Origin of the sequence: Streptomyces sp. NPDC102360 (assembly GCF_044766085.1) — a bacterium.
GTDB lineage: Bacteria > Actinomycetota > Actinomycetes > Streptomycetales > Streptomycetaceae > Streptomyces.
This window is the reverse complement of sequence record NZ_JBIWLG010000006.1, coordinates 26,973-42,029: the sequence shown is the minus strand read 5'-3', so window position 1 is coordinate 42,029 and position 15,057 is coordinate 26,973. Positions and strand designations below refer to the sequence as shown.

15 protein-coding genes are annotated in these 15,057 nt (G+C 71.8%); 8 read left to right on the top strand and 7 right to left on the bottom strand.

What is annotated here, in order from left to right:
* Window positions 1-12 precede the first annotated feature (12 nt).
* Complete coding sequence (locus ACIRHA_RS23540; protein WP_403850088.1) at window positions 13-672, top strand: lysoplasmalogenase; 660 nt, start codon at window positions 13-15, stop codon at window positions 670-672.
* Between the two features lie 49 nt (window positions 673-721).
* Entirely contained in the window at window positions 722-1,765 is a 1,044-nt protein-coding gene (locus tag ACIRHA_RS23535) for a zinc-dependent alcohol dehydrogenase family protein (RefSeq protein ID WP_403849064.1), read from the top strand.
* Here ACIRHA_RS23535 and ACIRHA_RS23530 read toward each other — a convergent pair.
* Window positions 1,762-2,565: a class I SAM-dependent methyltransferase gene (locus tag ACIRHA_RS23530; RefSeq protein WP_403849061.1), complete on the bottom strand. Its 804-nt coding sequence runs from the start codon at window positions 2,563-2,565 to the stop codon at window positions 1,762-1,764. The genes ACIRHA_RS23535 and ACIRHA_RS23530 overlap by 4 nt on opposite strands.
* Window positions 2,566-2,754: 189 nt before the next feature.
* Here ACIRHA_RS23530 and ACIRHA_RS23525 point away from each other — a divergent pair, with 189 nt between their 5' ends.
* Window positions 2,755-4,029, top strand: a complete 1,275-nt coding sequence (locus tag ACIRHA_RS23525) for a sensor histidine kinase (protein ID WP_403849058.1) — start codon at window positions 2,755-2,757, stop codon at window positions 4,027-4,029.
* Complete coding sequence (locus ACIRHA_RS23520) at window positions 4,026-4,661, top strand: response regulator (protein ID WP_403849055.1); 636 nt, start codon at window positions 4,026-4,028, stop codon at window positions 4,659-4,661. Before ACIRHA_RS23525 ends, ACIRHA_RS23520 begins: the two co-directional genes overlap by 4 nt.
* 25 nt (window positions 4,662-4,686) lie before the next feature.
* On the opposite strand, the gene ACIRHA_RS23515 is transcribed toward ACIRHA_RS23520, so the two are convergent.
* The 3 genes from ACIRHA_RS23515 to ACIRHA_RS23505 all read right to left on the bottom strand — a co-directional run bounded on the left by ACIRHA_RS23515 (window position 4,687) and on the right by ACIRHA_RS23505 (window position 8,925).
* Window positions 4,687-5,697: a CopD family protein gene (locus ACIRHA_RS23515; RefSeq protein WP_403850085.1), complete on the bottom strand. Its 1,011-nt coding sequence runs from the start codon at window positions 5,695-5,697 to the stop codon at window positions 4,687-4,689.
* Between the two features lie 154 nt (window positions 5,698-5,851).
* A complete protein-coding gene (locus ACIRHA_RS23510) occupies window positions 5,852-7,264 on the bottom strand; it encodes a CoA transferase (protein ID WP_403849052.1) in 1,413 nt (470 codons plus the stop codon).
* 104 nt (window positions 7,265-7,368) lie between these two features.
* A complete protein-coding gene (locus ACIRHA_RS23505) occupies window positions 7,369-8,925 on the bottom strand; it encodes a S8 family serine peptidase (RefSeq protein WP_403849049.1) in 1,557 nt (518 codons plus the stop codon).
* 281 nt (window positions 8,926-9,206) lie between these two features.
* On the opposite strand from ACIRHA_RS23505, the gene ACIRHA_RS23500 reads away from it, so the two are divergent.
* The 3 genes from ACIRHA_RS23500 to moaA all read left to right on the top strand — a co-directional run bounded on the left by ACIRHA_RS23500 (window position 9,207) and on the right by moaA (window position 12,337).
* Complete coding sequence (locus ACIRHA_RS23500; RefSeq protein WP_403849046.1) at window positions 9,207-9,575, top strand: DUF485 domain-containing protein; 369 nt, start codon at window positions 9,207-9,209, stop codon at window positions 9,573-9,575.
* Window positions 9,572-11,197, top strand: a complete 1,626-nt coding sequence (locus ACIRHA_RS23495; protein WP_403849044.1) for a cation acetate symporter — start codon at window positions 9,572-9,574, stop codon at window positions 11,195-11,197. Before ACIRHA_RS23500 ends, ACIRHA_RS23495 begins: the two co-directional genes overlap by 4 nt.
* Before the next feature lie 150 nt (window positions 11,198-11,347).
* Window positions 11,348-12,337 carry a GTP 3',8-cyclase MoaA gene (gene moaA, locus ACIRHA_RS23490; protein WP_403849041.1) on the top strand — a complete coding sequence of 330 codons (990 nt, stop codon included), beginning with the start codon at window positions 11,348-11,350 and terminating at the stop codon, window positions 12,335-12,337.
* 34 nt (window positions 12,338-12,371) lie between these two features.
* Here moaA and ACIRHA_RS23485 read toward each other — a convergent pair whose 3' ends face one another.
* Together ACIRHA_RS23485 and ACIRHA_RS23480 are read right to left on the bottom strand one after the other, a co-directional pair.
* On the bottom strand, window positions 12,372-12,617 hold the full coding sequence (locus ACIRHA_RS23485) for a hypothetical protein (RefSeq protein WP_403849039.1): 246 nt from the start codon (window positions 12,615-12,617) through the stop codon (window positions 12,372-12,374).
* 205 nt (window positions 12,618-12,822) lie between these two features.
* Window positions 12,823-13,173: a DUF3099 domain-containing protein gene (locus tag ACIRHA_RS23480; RefSeq protein ID WP_403849036.1), complete on the bottom strand. Its 351-nt coding sequence runs from the start codon at window positions 13,171-13,173 to the stop codon at window positions 12,823-12,825.
* A gap of 225 nt (window positions 13,174-13,398) precedes the next feature.
* Here ACIRHA_RS23480 and ACIRHA_RS23475 point away from each other — a divergent pair, with 225 nt between their 5' ends.
* On the top strand, window positions 13,399-13,674 hold the full coding sequence (locus tag ACIRHA_RS23475; RefSeq protein WP_385766708.1) for a GlsB/YeaQ/YmgE family stress response membrane protein: 276 nt from the start codon (window positions 13,399-13,401) through the stop codon (window positions 13,672-13,674).
* Window positions 13,675-13,780: 106 nt separating this feature from the next.
* On the opposite strand, the gene tyrS is transcribed toward ACIRHA_RS23475, so the two are convergent.
* Window positions 13,781-15,055, bottom strand: a complete 1,275-nt coding sequence (gene tyrS / locus ACIRHA_RS23470) for a tyrosine--tRNA ligase (protein ID WP_403849033.1) — start codon at window positions 15,053-15,055, stop codon at window positions 13,781-13,783.
* Between the last annotated feature and the right edge of the window lie 2 nt (window positions 15,056-15,057).

The window sequence follows — 15,057 nt, the reverse complement described above, 5'->3', positions numbered from 1 at the left end:
CCTGCCGCACCGATGTGGCGCGCCGCGTTCTTCGGGGCGTGCGCAGCCGACCTCGTCGCGCTGCTCGTGGGCGCGGAAGGCGCGCACGTCGTCCTCAAGCCCCTGCTCATGCCGCTGCTCGCGGCCTACGTGATCGCGTGCCGCGGCCCCCGGCTGCTCTGCGCCGCCCTGCTGCTGGGATGGTGCGGCGACGTGCTGCTGCTGTTCGACCAGGACACCGTGTTCCTCGCCGGGATGGGCGCCTTCGCCGTCGGGCACGTCTGCTACCTGGTGCTGTTCAAGCGGCACGGGACGGTACGCGCGCGTGGTGCGCTGCTCGCGGCCGCGTACGGCGTCGCGCTCGTCGTGACGGTGGCCCTGCTGTGGCCCGATCTGCCGGCGGACATGCGCGGGCCCGTCGCCGCGTACAGCGTGCTGCTGACCTGCATGGCCTTCACGTCCTCCCGGCTCGGGGCGGCGGCGGGCCTGGGCGGCGCCCTGTTCCTGCTCTCGGACTCGCTCATCGCCACGGGTGTCGCCCACTGGCCGGCCCTGCCGCGCCCCGACTTCTGGGTCATGGGCACTTACGTAGCGGCGCAGTACCTGCTCGCCCGTGGCGTGCTCGGGGAGCGGGCGGCGCCCCCTTCGGCGTACCGTGAAAGGCGCGCCGAAACCCGGCGCATCGCTCACTGACCTGCGTCGATCCGCATCGATCGCGGGACCTGCACGAAGGAACACCCCCATGCGCGCCACCACCATCCACGCCCCGTACGACATGCGCGTGGAGGACGTTCCCGACGCGGCGGTCGTGCTGCCCACGGACGCCGTGGTGCGTGTCCTGCGCGCCTGTATCTGCGGCAGCGACCTGTGGGCCTACCGGGGCGAGGCCGCGCGACAGCCCGGACAGCGCATCGGGCACGAGTTCCTCGGCGTCGTCGAGGAGACCGGCTCCGAGGTGTCCGTCTTCAAGCGCGGAGACCTGGTCGTCGCGCCCTTCATGTGGTCCGACGGGGTGTGCGACTACTGCCGCGAGGGCCTGACCACGTCGTGCGAACACGGCGGGTTCTGGGGCGCGGTCGGCTACGACGGAGGCCAGGGCGAGGCCGTGCGCGTCCCGTACGCCGACGGCACGCTCGTCGCGCTGCCGGCCGACGCCGCCTCCGACGACCGGCTGCTGACCGCCCTCCTGACGCTCTCCGACGTGCTGGGCACCGGCCACCACGCGGCGCTCGGCGCGGGCGTGCGCAAGGGCGCGACCGTCGCCGTCGTCGGAGACGGCGCCGTGGGCCTGTGCGGAGTCCTCGCGGCCCACCGGCTCGGCGCCGAGCGGATCATCGCGCTCGGCCGCCACCAGGTGCGTACGGACATCGCACGGAGCTTCGGCGCCACCGACGTCGTCGCGGAGCGCGGCGAGGCGGCGGTCGCGGCGGTCCGCGAACTCACTCGCGGCCAGGGCGCGCACGCCGTGATCGAGGCGGTCGGCACCGAGCAGTCCATGACCACCGCCGTGAACATCACCCGCGACGGCGGTGCCATCGGCTTCGTCGGTGTCCCGCACGGCAGCGGCGGCGGAGTCGACCTGCGCGTCATGTTCGACCACAACATCGCGCTGCGCGGCGGCGTCGCCCCTGTCCGCACGTACATCCCCGAGCTGCTGCCCGACGTCCTGGACGGGACCATCGACCCGTCGCCCGTCTTCGACATGACGGTCGACATCGAGGGCGTGCCCGGCGGCTACAAGGCGATGGACGAGCGCGCCGCCCTCAAGGTGATGGTCGCCAACTAGGCCTGGCGTTCCTGTCGTTCCTGGCGTTCCGGTCGGTTGGTGACGCGGATCTTGGACTGGCCGTGCTTCAGTTCCTCCCAGTCGTCCATGAAGCGCGCACTCAGCCCGTGGTCCGCGGCCAGGGCGGTCAGCGTCTGCGTGCGGTAGTAGAAGTCCTCCCGCAGCACGTGGTGCTCCTCGCCCTCGGTGCGGTCGAAGGTGAAGTCGAACCAGCCGCCCGGCGCCAGCAGCCGGCCCACGTGCGCGAAGCACTCCTCGATCACCGACAGCGGGGAGTGCGAGAACACGCTGTGCGCGTGCACCACGTCGAAGCGGCCCTCCGGCAGGAACCCCAGGGCCAGATCGCGTACCGGCGTCAGCGTCGGCACCCGCTCCTGGAGCCCCTGGTCCCGCAGGGTGTCCTGGGCGGCGAACAGGATGTCGGGGGAGATGTCGACGCCGTAGTAGTGGCCCGGTTCGAGGTAGTCGATGAAGCGCCATCCCGCGCGCAGATTGCCGCAGCCGATCTCCAGCATCCGGTGCTCCGGACGCAGCCCGTGCCGCACCAGGTAGTCGAACTGCATCGCCCCCAGCGCCAGCCAGCGCTCCCGGCTGCGCCCGCCCACCGCCGCGTCGGGATCGCGCCGGGCGTCGGACCGCATGACCGCCCGGTAGTACGCCACGTGGTCCGCAGAGCGATGGCGCAGCCACGCGTCACGGGCCGCGCGGCGCAGATGACGCGGCACACGACCGGGGTTGCGCAGCGCGTAGCCGACGCGGTGCGTGAGGGCGGCGCGGTTGGCGGTGAGGCTCTTCGGCATGGCGAACTCGATCTCCGTAGGGGCCGGTTACCCGCAGTCTCACGGTCGCCGCACCCCCGCCTCTTCGGACGTGCGGCTGCCCCGAGGGGCCCCGCCGGGCCGTGCCGATGTCAGCCGATCGGATGATGCCCTCGCCCGGGACGCCGGATATACGTGGTCGGACGGCACGGGCGAGGCGATGGGACAGCGGTGGAACGAGCGGACACGCGACCGGACCCCGGCCCGCGATGGCTGACCGCCGCCCTGCACACCGCGTTCGCCCTGCTGCTCGCCGGCGGTATCGCGCGCGTGCTGACCCACGGCCCGCCGAGCGGACGCACGGGCTGGGTGCTCGCCCTGTTCCTCGTCTTCGGAGCGCTCTACGCGGCCGGGCAGGTCCGGGCGCCCGCGCCCCCGCACGGTGCCCGGCCCGACGCCCGCCATCTGCTGTGGCTGGGCGCCGTCCTCGCCGTCTGGCTGGTGCTGCTCGTCCTGGAGCCGAGCGCCACCTGGTGCACCATGCCGCTGCTCTTCATGGGGCTGCACCGGCTCCCGGTGCGGATCGCGGTGCCACTCGCCGCCGTCCTCGTCGCGCTCGTCGTCGCCACCGAACTCCGGGTGGCCACCGGCGGGTTCAACCCCAACCTGGTGCTCGCCCCGGTGGCCCTCGGCACCGTCGCCACCGCCGTCCTGGTCGACGCCAGGCGGCTGACCGACCGGCAGCGCCTGCTCATCGACGACCTGGTGCGCACCCGCGGCGAACTGGCCGCCACCGAACGGCACGCGGGCGTCCTCGCGGAGCGCCAGCGGCTCTCGGCGGAGATCCACGACATCCTCGCCCAGAGCCTGTCCAGCCAGCGGATGCTGCTCCAGGCCGCCGAGCGGCACTGGCACACCGACCAGGACACCGCGCACGCCCACATGCGGGACGCCGCCGCCACGGCCGACCGCGCGCTCGCCGAGGTCCGCCGGTTCGTCCGCGACCTCACCCCGCTCGACCTCGCCGGAAGCACGCTCGTGCAGGCGCTGTGCGAACTGGCCGAATCCCCGGGCCCGTCCGAATCCCAGGGCCCGTCCGAACCCCCGGGTTTGGCCGTCGAGTTCCGCCTCGACGCCGATCCCGGCGCCCCCGGGCCGCTGCCCGCCCGCGCGGAAACCGCGCTGCTGCGGGTGACCCAGCAGGCCCTGGCCAACGTGCGGGAGCACGCCGGGGCGCGGCGGGCCGTCGTCACCCTGACCTGCCTGGAGGACCGGATCACCGTGGACATCGCCGACGACGGACGTGGCTTCGACCCGTCCAGGCCGCCCCGCCGCGGCCGCTCCGGGACACGGGGGCACGGCCTCACGGGCATGCGCAACCGGGCGCGGCAGGCGGGCGGCAGGCTCGACGTGGAGTCGACGCCCGGTGAGGGAACCGTGGTGACGATGACGGTGCCGTTCCCCGAGCGGGCCGTGCCACCGACCGACGCAAGGAGTACCGCGTGAACGCTGCCGTACGGGTCCTGCTCTGCGACGACCACGCCGTCGTCCGCGCCGGGCTGCGCGCCCTGCTGTCCAGCACCGACGGCATCGAGGTGGTCGGCGAGGCGGGCAGCGGCGCCGACGCCCTCGCGATGGCCGGGGCGCTGCGCCCGGACGTCGTCCTCATGGACCTGCAACTGGGCAGCGGCATGGACGGCGTCGAGGCCACCCGCCGGCTGACCGCGTCCGACAGCGATGCGGCCCCGCGTGTGCTCGTCCTCACCATGTTCGACACCGACGCGGACATCGCCCGCGCCGTCGCCGCGGGCGCCGCCGGCTATCTGCTCAAGGCCGAACCGCCGGAGCGGCTGTTCGCGGCCGTCCGGGACGCCGCCGCCGGACGCACCGCCCTGTCGCGCGCGGTCACCGACCGGGTGGTGTCCCGGCTGCGCGCCCCCGGACCCGCCCTCACCGAACGCGAACGCGACGTCCTGGCCCGGCTGGCCGAGGGGATGGGCAACCGGGAGATCGCCCGCACCCTGTTCCTCAGCGAGGCCACCGTCAAGACCCACCTGGGTCGCGTCTACGACAAGCTCGGGGTACGCACCCGGGCGGGCGCGGTGGCGGCAGCGGCCCGGCACCGCCTGCTGCCGTGACCCCCGGTCCGGACCGCCGGCGCGATCACCAGCGGATCGGTACCGGCAGCGCCGTCAGTGCCGCCGACACCGCCACCACGACCGCCAGGATCACGACCTCCGCGCGCGCGGGTGCGTAGGCGCTCTTGTGGTCCGGGGCGCGGCGCAGCCGCAGCCGCGCCGCCAGGGCGAGGACGGAGACGACGGCGACGAGGAGCACCTTCGCGAGCAGCACGCGCCCGTACGCCGTCGTCGTCAACTGGTCGAGGACCGTGCCCGGCGGCATCCGGCGCAAGGTGCTGCACACGCCCGTCGCGGTGATCACCACGAGCAGTGCCGCGGCCACGCGCGCGTAGAGGCCGAGCAGCGCCGTGCCCGCCTCGGGGGCGGTCGTGCGCCAGGCGTGCGTCGTGCGCAGCACGTACAGCAGTCCGCCCACCCAGAGGGCGGCGCAGGTCAGATGGACCAGGGTGAGACCCGAGCCGAGCAGCGCGCCGTCCTCGGCCGCCGGGTGCGCCCGCAGCGCCTCCGCGACGGCCACGGCGGCCAGGGGGAGGAGCGCCGTCGCGGGACGCCGCCGACGGGCGCACAGGCCCGCGAGCAGAAAGCCGTTGACCTCCACCAGGGCGAGCGTGCCGTCACGTGTCCCGCCCAGGCCGCCGATGTCCAGCGCCGCGACGCTGTGCGGAATCAGGTTCCCCGAGGCCACCACGGACGCGAGCCCGAGCGCGGCCGCGAACCCGGCCCACGGCGCGTACGCCGACCAGGTGCGGGGCGGCTCAGGCGACGGGTCCACCCTGCGCGCGAGGAACCCTGCGAACACCTCGCCCGCATGGACGCAGAGCGCCGCGAACAGGACCGTGCGCAGGAGCGCGATCACGCCGACGCCCGGCGCCGATGCCTCACCCGTGCCGTCGAGCGCGGCGCGCGGCCCGAGGAGCGGGATCAGCGCGGCCACGGCCACGAGTACGAGCACGGCGACGGCGCGCCCCGTGCCGGGTCTGCGCAGGGAGACGTCGGCCCCGACGGAAACGGGAGCCTCGGTGGGCGGCGGTATGGAACTCACCACTGGATCTTCACCAGGCGGCCCGGATTCCGGCAAGCGCAGACCAACAAGTGGGGCATGCGCATCCGGACCGTGCGAGGCCGGGTCCGGTGCGGCGCTGCGTCGGTTCACAACTACGTAGGACGCGATTTCGCGTTCCCGTGGTTCACCCTGCCGGCAGCCACCCGGCCTCGTCCTTGCCCCAACATCCGGGAGGGCGCGCCCAGTTCGCGGGGCCGCCGCCGAACGCCAGGGGCGGCAGGGCGTGCCGAAGGCGCCCGATCGGGCTGTCCGCCTCGGTCAGCCAGGCGGCAGGGTCGTCCGCCTCGTACGGCTCCGCGCGCTCGCCGTACCCGCTCGGGCGGGCCCCTTGCACGAGCCAGGCAGCCGTCTGCGCGAGTGCGAGCCGCACCACCCGTGAACCGCCCTGCGCCGTCTGCTCGGTGAGCGCGCGCAGCACCGCCGCCGCCAGCAGATAGCCCGTACCGTGGTCGAGCGCCTGCGCGGGCAGCGCTCCGGGGCGCGCGGCGGAGCCCTCAGCCGCCGCGATGCCCGCCGCCACCTGGACGAGGCTGTCGAAGCCGCGCCGCCCGCTCCACGGGCCGTAGCCGCCCCAGGCCGACAGCGCCGCCACCACGAGCCCCGGCCGCCGCTCGGCGAGCGCCTCCGGAGCGAGCCCGAACCGGTCGAGTGCACCGGGCCGGTACCCCGTGACCACCACGTCCGCGCCCGCGAGCAGCTCGTCGAACGTGCGCCGGTCCGCCGCGCCCGTCAGGTCGAGCCGGGTCGAGCGCTTGCCGAAGCCGGTGTCGGCGTGCGCGTCCGCCGCCTCCGGCAGCTGCGGCGCGTCCACCCGCAGCACGTCCGCGCCGAGCAGCGCCAGGGTGCGCGTCGCGACAGGACCCGCGATGACGCGGGTGAGGTCGAGGACCCGGATCCCGGCCGCGGGCGAGAGCACCCCGCGCGACAGCGTTCGGACCGGCGCCGTGCCGACCCGGTCGAGCGTCAGGAGCGGGTGGGCCGCCACCTGGGCGCCCTGCGGATGCGCCGCCCACTCCTCGGGCGTGCGCAGCGCGACGGCCAGGCCCCCGGCCGCGTACACCGTCTCCTCGACCTCCGGTGCGGAGCGCTCCGCGAGCAGCGGCGCCACCTCGTCCACGGTCGCGTCCACGCCGACCCCGAGGGCAGCGCACAGCCGCGCCCGGTGGTGCGGATAGTTGGCGTGGGTGCGCAGCCAGCCGTCCTGCGTGCGCCAGAACCTCGACAGCGGGGCGAAGGTGACCGGCGCGCGCCCGTCGATCAGCAGGTGCCGCTCGCTGGTGAACGCGGTGGCCACCGCGCCGTCGTCGACGCGCACCCGGATGGCGCCGACGGAGTGCCTCGCGCGCGTGGCGGCCAGTTCGGCGGCGGCGAGGGAGCAGCAGCCGACACAGGACCTGGCCAGGTCGACGACGGGGAGGCGGGCGGGCAGCGCACCCGCGCGCGTGCGGTACGAAACGCGGGCGAGCAGGGCGGGGTCGCCGCCGAGCGCCGCCCACGCGGCCCGGGTGTCGACCGGTGCATGGGGCGCATGTGTCATGTCCGCACTATCGCGCAGCACTTGGCCATGCACACGGTCGGCACACGCAGGGGCCGGGTGGCGTGCGCCACCCGGCCCTGTTCACGTGCGCCTTACAGAGAGGGCTACTTGACCGCCTTCAGCGCGTCGACGATCCCGTATCCGTAGAAGCCGTTGCGCCGCTCGGGGCCCTCGCAGACGGCGTCGACCGTGCCGTCGCCGTCGCCGTCGTACGCGGTCGGGCACGCCTCCTTGTCGGCCTGCGCCTTCATCAGGGACTGCAACTGCGCCGGAGTGGCCTTCGGATGCGTCGACTTGAGGAGCGCGGCGACGCCCGCGGCGTGCGGCGAGGCCATCGACGTGCCCTGCAGCCAGCCGTACTGGTTGCCCGGCAGTGTGGACAGGATGCGGCCGTCCTTCGACGGGGTGTCGGCCGGCTTCTTGTACTTGTCGCCGCCCGGTGCGGCGATGTCGATGACACCGTTGCCGTACGTCGAGTAGTACGACTTGGCCTTGGTCACGCCCGTCGCGCTCACCGTGACGACACCCGGCAGCTGGGTGGGGATGTCGAAGCAGGTGTGCGGGTCGATCGTGCGGTTCACCGGCGTCGAGTCGTCGGGGCTCGAGTCGTCCACGATCGCGTCGGAGTCGAGGTCGTGGTTGGAGTTGCCCGCGGACGCCAGATTCAGGGTGCCCTTCTTCTGGGCGTACAGCTGGGCCCGGTTCACCGCGTCGACGATGGCCCGCTGGTCGGGGTCGTCCATGCAGTTGTAGAGCCACGGGTCCACGTAGTAGCTGTTGTTGGTGACCTCGATGCCGTGGTCCGCGGCGAACACGAAGGCGCAGACCACGCTCTCCGGGTAGAACAGCTCGCTGACCGGGTCGGCCACCTTGATACCCGCGACCTTCACGCCCGGCGCGACACCGGCGACGCCGATCCCGTTGCGCGCGGCGGCGATCTCACCGGCGACGTGCGTGCCGTGGTAGTGGTCCGGGTTCGCGGGCCGCCAGGCGCCCGGCGAGGTGTCCGCCTTGCCGCCGACACAGTTCGCGGACTGCGACGCGGAGAAGTTCGGGGCGAGGTCGGGGTGGGTGTCGTCCACGCCGGTGTCGATGACGCCGACGGTGACCTTCCTGCTGCCCGGGTTGATCTTCGCCGCCTTGTCGGCGCCCATCGCCCGCAGGTCCCACTGGTCGGCCTCGAGCGGCTCCTGGGCGGAACCGGCCTGCGCGGCAACGGACTTGGCGTCCGCCTTCGACAGCTTCTGGACGGCGCCCTCTTCGGTGGTGCCGGCCAGGCTGAGCGGCGCCGTGCGGGTCGCGCCCGCCGTGGCCACTCCCTTCGCCGCGCGCAACTGCTTGCCGAAGTCGGCGTTCGACGACTGCACGACGAAGACGCCGATCTTCGCGTACGTCGCGACTATGGAGCCGTCCGCCGCGGATATCGCCTCGCCCACCGAGGAGATCGTGCGGGCATCGGTGCCGCGCGTGTTCACCACGTACGTGAGCGAGGAGCCCGAACTGGCCGTCACCGAGGGCGAGTCGGCGACGGGGGTCGCCGCCGCGGACGGCAGGAAGCCGAAGGACGCCGTCAGTGCGATACCGACCGGCAGAGCGAGGGCCAGGCGGCGCCGGGACGACAGGCGTCTGGCGGGCAGGCGTCTGGAAGGCAGATGAGCCATGGGGTCTCCACATCATCCGTCGTTTATGGAAATGCCCGGTACACGAGTGGGTTCCGGGCAGGTACATGACGCGTGGTGCGGTGTGAACGTATCTCTGGCCGCCGCAGGTCATCAATGATTTCCGAAAGAAGTTCCGAAAGAACAAGACGAGTTGAACCGCGTCGACCGTGCTCCCGTGCCGTTGTGCAGGGGGTCGGGGCGCTCTACCATCGCGACCCGGCCCACGTGATCCAGATCACGTCGAGGTTAGAGAGACAGCACCCCCATCACGAGGAGAGTCCGTGGCCACCGACGCACCACCACCGCAGCAGGGCAGCCCGCACGACGGGCCCGCGCTGCCCTCCACCGAGAAGTTCATCGAGGTGCAGGAGGGCGCGGAGTTCGGTGAACTGCGCCGCACGCACCGCTCGTTCGCCTTCCCGCTGACCATCGCGTTCATCGCGTGGTACCTCGTGTACGTGCTGCTGTCGAGCTATGCGGGCGACTTCATGGGCACCAAGCTGTTCGGCAACATCAACGTCGCCCTCGTCCTCGGGCTCGCCCAGTTCCTGACCACGTTCCTCATCGCCTGGTGGTACTCGCGGCACGCCGCCGCGAAGCTCGACCCCAAGGCCGAGGCCATCAAGTCCCGTCTGGAGGGCGGCGCATGAGTCCCGCACTGCACGTACTCGCCGCCGGTGAGGCCAGCGAGCACCGGCCGCTGATCATCAGCCTGTTCGCGGTGTTCGTCGTCGCGACCCTCGTCATCACCGTCTGGGCGGGCCGCCAGACCAAGAGCGCCTCCGACTTCTACGCGGGCGGCCGCCAGTTCACCGCCTTCCAGAACGGTCTCGCGGTCTCCGGCGACTACATGTCCGCCGCGTCCTTCCTCGGCATCGCCGGCGCCATCGCCCTCTTCGGCTACGACGGCTTCCTCTACTCGATCGGCTTCCTGGTCGCCTGGCTCGTCGCCCTGCTCCTGGTCGCCGAACCGCTGCGCAACTCCGGCCGCTACACGATGGGCGACGTCCTCGCCTACCGGATGCGCCAGCGCCCGGTGCGCACGGCGGCCGGCGTCTCGACGATCGTCGTCTCGATCTTCTACCTGCTCGCGCAGATGGCGGGCGCCGGTGTCCTCGTCTCGCTGCTGCTCGGCATCACCACGGACGCGGGCAAGATCCTCATCGTCGCGCTCGTCGGCGTCCTGATGATCGTGTACGTCACCATCGGCGGCATGAAGGGCACCACCTGGGTGCAGATGGTCAAGGCGGTGCTCCTCATCGCGGGCACGATCCTGCTGACCTTCCTCGTCCTGCTGAAGTTCGACTTCAACATCTCGGACCTGCTGGGCACGGCGGCGGAGAACAGCGGCAAGGGTTCGGCGTTCCTGGAGCCCGGACTGAAGTACGGCCTCACTTCCACGTCGAAGATCGACTTCATCTCGCTCGGTATCGCGCTCGTGCTCGGCACGGCGGGGCTGCCGCACATCCTGATCCGCTTCTACACGGTGCCCACCGCCAAGGCGGCCCGTAAGTCGGTCAACTGGGCGATCGGCATCATCGGCGCCTTCTACCTGATGACGATCGCGCTCGGCTTCGGCGCGGCCGCGCTCATCAAGCCGGACGAGATCATCGCCTCCAACCCGGCGGGCAATACGGCGGCGCCCCTGCTGGCGCTCCATCTGGGCGGCGTCGATTCCAGCTGGGGCGCGATCCTGCTCGCCTCGATCTCGGCGGTCGCCTTCGCCACGATCCTCGCGGTCGTCGCGGGCCTGACCCTCGCCTCGTCCTCCTCGTTCGCGCACGACATCTACGCGAACGTCATCAAGCGGGGGCAGGCCTCCGAGAAGCAGGAGATGAAGGCGGCCCGCTGGGCCACGGTCTTCATCGGCATCGTCTCGATCGCCCTCGGCGCGCTCGCCCGCGATCTGAATGTGGCGGGCCTCGTCGCCCTGGCCTTCGCGGTCGCGGCCTCCGCGAACCTGCCGACGATCCTGTACTCCCTCTTCTGGAAGCGGTTCAACACCAACGGCGCGCTGTGGTCGATCTACGGCGGCCTGTTCACGGCGGTCTTCCTGGTCTTCTTCTCGCCCGTCGTCTCGGGCAACCCGAAGACCTCCATGTTCAAGGGCGTCGACTTCCACTGGTTCCCGCTGGAGAACCCGGGCATCATCTCGATCCCGGTCGGCTTCCTGCTGGGCGTCATCGGTACCTACGTCGCCAAGGAGAAGGCCGACAAGGGCAAGTACGCGGAGCTCGAGGTCCGCTCCCTGACGGGCACCGGAGCCCACTGACCCGCTCCGTCCCCGTGTGCCGTGCCCCGCGTCGTAGATCCCTACGAGGCGGGGCACGGCACACTCGTCGGTTTGCAGGCCTGCCACTGTCAGTGCAGTCACGTAGGCTCGGGATCAGTACGCAAGAACACGCTGAGGGAGGGGGCCCACGTGCTCATCGACACTTTCGGCCGAGTGGCAACCGACCTGCGGGTCTCGCTGACCGACAGGTGCAATCTGCGGTGTACGTACTGCATGCCCGAGGAGGGGCTGCAGTGGCTGGCCAAGCCCGATCTGTTGAGCGATGACGAGATCGTCCGCCTCATCCGCATCGCGGTCACCGACCTCGGCATCACCGACGTCCGTTTCACCGGCGGCGAGCCCCTGCTCCGGCCCGGTCTGGTCGGCATCGTCGAGCGGGTCGCGGCCCTGGAGAACCGCCCGAAGATGTCCCTGACGACGAACGGGATCGGGCTGAAGCGCACGGCGCAGGCGCTCAAGGAGGCGGGCCTCGACCGGGTCAACGTGTCGCTGGACACGCTCCGCCCCGATGTCTTCAAGACCCTCACCCGCCGCAACCGGCACAAGGACGTCATCGAGGGCCTCGAAGCGGCGCGCGACGCGGGCCTGACCCCGGTGAAGGTCAACTCGGTCCTGATGCCGGGGCTGAACGAGGACGAGGCCCCGGACCTCCTCGCCTGGGCGGTCGAGCACGACTACGAGCTGCGCTTCATCGAGCAGATGCCGCTCGACGCCCAGCACGGCTGGAAGCGCGAGGGCATGATCACCGCGGGCGACATCCTGGCCTCGCTGCGTACGCGCTTCGAGCTCACCGAGGAAGGGTCAGGGGAGCGGGGCTCCGCGCCGGCCGAGCGCTGGATCGTGGACGGAGGGCCGCACCGGGTGGGTGTCATCGCCTCGGTGACCCGCCCGTTCTGCTCGGCCTGCGACCGCACGCGGCTCACGGCGGACGGCCAGGTCCGCACCTGCCTGTTCGCCACGGAGGAGACGGATCTGCGGGCGGCCCTGCGCTCCGACATGCCGGACGAGGAGCTGGCCGCCATATGGAAGCGCGCCATGTGGGGCAAGAAGGCGGGCTCGGGTCTCGACGACCCGTCGTTCCTGCAGCCGGACCGCCCGATGTCGGCGATCGGCGGCTGAGGCCGAGACTGAGGCCGAGGCTGGGGCCGAGTCCTCAGCCCTCGGTCCCGGGGGCCTCCCACTCCGCCAGCGCCACGACATCCTTCAGGAACCCGCGCACGCCGAGGAACTTGGTCAGGTGCTCGCGGTGCTCGTCGCACGCCAGCCACGTCTTGCGGCGCTCCGGAGTGTGCAGCTTCGGGTTGTTCCACGCGAGCACCCACACCGCGTCGGTGCGACAGCCCTTGGCCGAGCACTGGGGAGTTTCGGGCGACGGTCCGGAGAGGTTCGCGAGGTTCACGCGTCAACCTTAAACGCCCCGGAAATGGCGACGCCGAGCAGCCACGGGGGGAGCTGCCCGGCGTCGGTCCGTCGCTCCGACGGGGGATGCGGAGCGCTCACGCAGTATGTCACGGGGGACCCGCCGCCCGGCACCGGAACAACATGATTGATCTGAGCTTTTCTTGAGCTTTGTCGACCGATTGTGCACCGGAGCGGGCCCACGCTCAGGCCCGGTCCTCCGGGACGGATTCCGTGGGATCGGCGGACGGCACCGGGGAGATCATGGGGCGCGAGGGCGCGGGCACGAAGGTCGACGGAAGCCCGGGGGCGTTCTCCCGGCCCGCGTTGGCGAAGACCACGGCGACGTAGGGGAGGAGCACGCCGAGCACCAGCGTCACGATGGCGACGTGCCGCTCCACGTTCCACAGCACTGCGGTGAGAATCACGGAAACGGTGCGGACGGACATCGAGATGATGTATCGGCGCTGCCGGCCGCGGACATCGTCGGCGAGCCCCTGCCGGGCGCCCGTGATCCGGAAAACCTCTGCTCCGCCGTTGTCCTTGCGCTTGCGCATCACACTCCACCACCCGCCAGCTCGCCGGACTCTCCCCGGACCGGACTGCGTCCACGGTACGCCCGGTATGCGTCGGCTACGAGACCGGGGGCGGGCCCGACCTGGGAGACCGGCCTGCGACATACCACGTACGGAGCTGTCCGACATGCGCCGTATGGCGTACGCGGTGAGACTGATCGCGCGGGTAACCGTTCGGCGTCCCGCACCGCGCGAGGAGGCGACGACATGAGCTGGTTGTGGGCGATCATCGTGGGCTTGGTGCTTGGCCTGATCGCGAAGGCGATCCTGCCCGGCAAACAGCAGATCCCTCTGTGGCTGACGGTGGTCTTCGGCATCATCGGCAGCGTCCTGGGCAACTGGGCGGCTACGGGGATGGGCGTCAACGACACCAAGGGCATCGACTGGATCCGCCATCTGCTGCAGCTGATCGGAGCGGTGGTCGTGGTCGGCGTGGGCGACCGGCTGTGGGTGGCGCTGCGCGGAAACAAGAGCAAGGCCTAGAGCCTGTCGACGGGAGCGAGGCCCGGAAACGGCTGAAGGCCCGGCACCGCCTGAGGGGCGGGGCCGGGCCTTCCGGGTGTGCGGGCGGGTGCGCGGGGCGAGAGCCCTACGCGCCCTTGACCTCCACGGCCGCGAGGTTCTTCTTGCCGCGCCGCAGCACCAGCCACCGCCCGTGCAGCAGCTCATCCGCGCCCGGCACGAAGTCCTCGGCGGCGACCTTGACGTTGTTCACGTACGCGCCGCCCTCCTTCACCGTGCGGCGCGCGGCCGACTTGCTGGCGACGAGGCCGACCTCGGCGAACAGGTCGACGACCGGGCCGAGTTCGGCGACCTCGGCCTTCGGCAGCTCGGAGAGCGCCGCGGCGAGCGTCGCCTCGTCCAGGTCCGCCAGGTTCCCGTCGCCCTGACCGAACAGCGCCTTCGACGCGGAGATCACGGCCGCCGTCTGGTCGGCGCCGTGCACCAGCGTCGTCAGCTCCTCGGCCAGCGCGCGCTGCGCGGCGCGAGCCTGCGGCCGCTCCTCGGTCTGCCGCTCCAGCTCCTCCAGCTCCGCAGGGGACTTGAAGGACAGGATGCGCATGTACTTCGAGATGTCCCGGTCGTCCGTGTTCAGCCAGAACTGGTAGAACGCGTACGGCGTCGTCATCTGCGGGTCGAGCCAGATGGCACCGCCCTCGGACTTGCCGAACTTGGTGCCGTCCGCCTTCACCATCAGCGGCGTCGCGACGCAGTGCGCCACCGCGTCAGGCTCCAGGCGGTGGATGAGGTCGAGGCCTGCCGTGAGGTTGCCCCACTGGTCGGAGCCGCCCTGCTGGAGCGTGCAGCCGTAGCGGCGGTACAGCTCCAGGAAGTCCATGCCCTGGAGGAGCTGGTAGCTGAACTCCGTGTAACTGATGCCCTCTTGGGACTCCAGGCGGCGGGCCACGGAGTCCTTCGTCAGCATCTTGTTGACCCGGAAGTGCTTGCCGATGTCGCGCAGGAACTCGATCGCGGACATCCCGGCGGTCCAGTCCAGGTTGTTCACCATCGTCGCCGCGTTCTCACCCTCGAAGTCGAGGAACGGCTCGATCTGCGAGCGCAGCCGGGAGACCCAGAGCGCGATCGTCTCCGGATCGTTCAGCGTGCGCTCCGCCGTCGGACGCGGGTCGCCGATCTGGCCAGTGGCCCCGCCCACCAGGGCGAGCGGGCGCAGGCCCGCCTGCTGGAGCCGACGCATGGTGAGGACCTGCACCAGGTGCCCGACGTGCAGGGAGGCCGCGGTCGGGTCGAAGCCGCAATAGAACGTGACCGGACCGTCCGCGAGCGCCTTGCGCAGTGCGTCCTCGTCAGTGGACTGGGCCCACAGGCCACGCCACTTCAGCTCGTCGACGATGTCGGTCACGG